Origin of the sequence: Candidatus Symbiopectobacterium sp., from assembly GCF_020054415.1 — a bacterium.
GTDB lineage: Bacteria > Pseudomonadota > Gammaproteobacteria > Enterobacterales > Enterobacteriaceae > Symbiopectobacterium.
The window spans coordinates 1-3,571 of sequence record NZ_JAHWCO010000590.1; the positions used below are offsets into that span (position 1 = coordinate 1).

3 protein-coding genes and 1 pseudogene are annotated in these 3,571 nt (G+C 37.6%); 3 read left to right on the forward strand and 1 reads right to left on the reverse strand.

The window, feature by feature from the left end; genetic code table 11:
* Window positions 1–200: 200 nt before the first annotated feature.
* Both QZ506_RS17195 and QZ506_RS17200 read left to right on the forward strand, forming a co-directional pair.
* Window positions 201–1,367: a glycosyltransferase family 4 protein gene (locus QZ506_RS17195; RefSeq protein ID WP_291972874.1), complete on the forward strand. Its 1,167-nt coding sequence runs from the start codon at window positions 201–203 to the stop codon at window positions 1,365–1,367.
* Window position 1,368: 1 nt separating this feature from the next.
* Window positions 1,369–2,214 (forward strand): ATP-grasp fold amidoligase family protein, encoded by an 846-nt coding sequence (locus tag QZ506_RS17200; protein WP_291972875.1) that lies wholly within the window; start codon window positions 1,369–1,371, stop codon window positions 2,212–2,214.
* Here the strand turns inward: QZ506_RS17200 and QZ506_RS17205 are convergent.
* Window positions 2,194–2,373, reverse strand: coding sequence for a hypothetical protein (locus tag QZ506_RS17205; RefSeq protein WP_291972876.1), 180 nt, complete (start codon window positions 2,371–2,373; stop codon window positions 2,194–2,196). The two genes, QZ506_RS17200 and QZ506_RS17205, sit on opposite strands and share 21 nt — an antisense overlap.
* A 285-nt stretch (window positions 2,374–2,658) precedes the next feature.
* Between QZ506_RS17205 and QZ506_RS17210 the strand changes: the two are divergent.
* Window positions 2,659–3,399 (forward strand): annotated as a pseudogene (locus QZ506_RS17210) (efflux RND transporter permease subunit); the annotation flags it as partial.
* Between the last annotated feature and the right edge of the window lie 172 nt (window positions 3,400–3,571).

A 3,571-nucleotide genomic window follows, 5' to 3' on the forward strand; every position in this document is an offset into this window, starting at 1 on the left:
AACCGCGCTGCTTGAGGGCCTTGTTATAAGAGGGGCAGTTGGTGATTTTAAAATTTTGTTTTGCCATGGAGACCTGATTTTGAAACAACTGTGGTGATCTGCTCCGATGATTACCCAAAAGTTCTATTTATTCAACAAAGCCTATTGAGCATTCTAATCCAAAGTATTAGAATATTTTAATCATGCTGTGAGCTGTATTAATGAAAAATAAAAAAATACTATTCCTTGATGCGTTTAGTGCCAAGGTGTCTGGCGCACAAAAAGTTGCGTTTAACATATTCAATTCACTCATCGCGTTAGATTTTGATGTTGTTACTGTACACCGTTGTGGGTCTAATCCAGTTGCTGATTTATATGATGGAACAAGTTGTGAAAAACTATGCCTTCCTTTTGAATTTTTTTTAAAGAAAATCTTTGGAAGCGGAAACTTTGATGGTAAAACACAGTTTCTTAAATTCTTTCATATAATTAAATACTTTTTCTTTTTGATACTAATTAATCTTTGGGTAATATACCGAACCAAGCAAAAAAAATGTAATTACATATATACATATGATATTAGAGGGTTAAGTTTAGTATGTTTATTTTCAAAATTATTTGGCATTAAAGTTATATGGCATTTACATGGTGAAATTAAAAACTCTTTTATTTTAAAATTAATAATAAAAAACTCATGCTATAGAATAATTTGCCCATCAGAATATATTAAGAATACGATAAAAAATGATACTGCATCTGTGATTCTAAATGGATTTTATTTTCCTCCATACTCAATCGTAGAAAAAGAAAAAAATGTAGACGAAATTAATATACTTTATGTTGGTGCACTAACACCACAGAAAGGAATTCATTTATTAATAGATGTACTCTCTCAAAAAGAATTCTTAGAAAAAAAAATAAAATTAAAGATTGTAGGTGATTATATAGGTCATCTATGGTACTCAAAATTCATTAATGAGCTTATCGATAAGTCTTTAGTCCACGTAGAGATGGTCGGTTGGCAAAATAATGTTGCTAATTACTATCTATGGGCAGATGTAGTTTGCTTTACATCTTTAGAAAGAGGCATCATAAATTATGATGGATGCAATCATTACTTTAAGTCTAGCGAAGCTCTACCAACAGTGTTGATTGAAGCGATTGCCGCTGGTAAGCCTGTTGTATCCACAATAATTGCAGGTAGTCCTGAAATTGTGAACCATGGCTTCACTGGATTTTTAGTAAATGAAGACATTGCACAATATGGAAACGCTATACTTAAAGCTAGAAACTTAAAAATTAATTGCAGTGATATTGATGCTCATAGAGGAAAATTTTCACTGGAAAAGATGAAAACCGAAATCAAAAGATTGTTCTGTGAGGAGTAGTATGCCAAGTATTTCTTATAAAATATTTTCAACTGTACTAGCTCTGACTCCGCTGAAATTTAATATTTTCGTTCTCTATTTTAGAAGATTCAAAGAATTACCCAATTTAAAAATGCCAAAAACATTTAATGAAAAAATTCAATATAGAAAGATTCATGACAGGAACACATTACTTACGATAATGGCTGATAAATTAGCATCGAAAATATATGTCCAAGAGAAAACAGATAGCGTATATATACCAAAAGTATTATGGGAAGGGATCTCTCTAGAATCTCTTTATCATGAAAAATTGCCATCAGACTTTGTTATTAAAGCTAACCATGGAAGCCAAACAAATCTTTTTATTAAAGATAATCAACTTCCACCATTACATGAACTTGAAAAATTGAGACAAAAATGGTTTTCGCACGATCAGGCTAGAGTCCTTGGGGAGTGGGCATATGCAAACATACCAAGAAAAATTTTTATTGAAGAGTTTATGGAGTTTGAAGGATCAGTCCCTGATGATTATAAATTTTTTGTATTTCACGGGAAGGTAAAACTTGTTCAATTCGATGTTGGAAGATTTACTAATCATCAACGTTCAATACTCGACCCTGAATGGAATGAGTATGATCTTGAGTACAGTTACCCTAAAGTAACGCCTCTACCACCAAAACCTTTTTTTTTGGATGAAATGATTCTGGCAGCCGAAAAAATTGCAGAAGATATTGATTTTGCGAGAGTTGATCTTTATTGGTTTGATCAGAAAGTTACTTTTGGTGAGATAACCTTATATCCTGGTGCCGGCTTCGAAAAATTCCCTGATATATTTTACGATGAGTTATTTGGATCTTTTTGGTAATGAATATGAAAAAATTAATGGTAGTGTTGAATATGATCTCATAATTGTGGGTTCTGGTCTATTCGGTAGCATATGTGCAATATGTGCAATATGTGCAATATGTGCATGGCTTTGTTGAATAAATAGAACTTTTGGGTAATCATCGGAGCAGATCACCACAGTTGTTTCAAAATCAGGTCTCCATGGCAAAACAAAATTTTAAAATCACCAACTGGCCCTCTTATAACAAGGCCGGCTTTGTTGAATAAATAGATATTATGCTGCGCATCCATAAATACTGAGAATACCATTAACGTAAAATCAGTATGTTACATACAGAGTTAGCTGATGCATCCAGGGGTGAGCAGAATTTTCGTCCAAAATAGGCATGTCAGAACAGCATCATTCCCTATTATTCAACAAAGCCGCTACGCAGCATAATATCTATTTATTCAACAAAGCCGTATGTACCTGTTCTTGCAAAATTTCCGCGCTACGCTCATCCCCACTATCGCCGTCCCCGTGGTGCTGCTGGGGACGTTTGCCGTGCTCTATGCTTTTGGCTTTAGCATCAACACGTTGACCATGTTCGCCATGGTGCTCGCCATCGGGTTGCTGGTGGATGATGCCATCGTGGTAGTGGAAAACGTTGAGCGCGCAATGAGCGAGGAAGGGCTGAGCCCCAGAGCCGCGACGCGCAAATCAATGCAACAGGTGCAAAGTGCATTGGTGGGTATTGCGCTGGTGCTCTCTGCGGTGTTTGTACCAATGGCGTTTTTTGGCGGCACGACTGGCGCTATTTACCGCCAGTCCTCAATCACCATCGTCTCTGCGATGGTGCTGTCAGTGTTGGTGGCGTTGATTTTAAACCCTGCACTGTGCGCCACGCTGTTGAAACCGCTGGCGAAAGGCGAACACCATGGTAAACGCGGCTTCTTCGGCTGGTTTAACCGTCAGTTTAATCAGCTCTCTGAACGTTATGTGCACGGTGTTGGCAAGATAGTGGTCAAAAGTGGCCGCTGGTTTGTGCTCTACCTTGCGATAATTGGTGCTATGGCGTTCCTGTTTCGCACCTTACCTACCTCGTTTTTGCCGCAGGAAGATCGCGGCGTCTTTATGACTCAGATCCAGCTACCGCCCAGCTCGACACAGCAGCAAACGCTGAAAGTAGTCGAGAAGGTGGAAGCCTATTACATGACGCAAGAGGCTTTGTTGAATAAATAGATTTTATGCTGGCAGTCCAGTGAAACGACGGATCCTCGCAACGCAAAATCATGCAGTTAGGCCTCATGAGAAAACTGTACACCTGAGGGGACAAGCATTTTCTACCAAAACTGGCTTGGCAAAACAGCATGACTCACTATTATTCAACAAAGCC

Bases quoted from the DNA above. Each gene is read 5' to 3' on its own strand.
- QZ506_RS17195 (WP_291972874.1), top strand. From the start codon at position 201: ATGAAAAATAAAAAAATACTATTCCTTGATGCGTTTAGTGCCAAGGTG.
- QZ506_RS17200 (WP_291972875.1), top strand. From the start codon at position 1,369: ATGCCAAGTATTTCTTATAAAATATTTTCAACTGTACTAGCTCTGACT.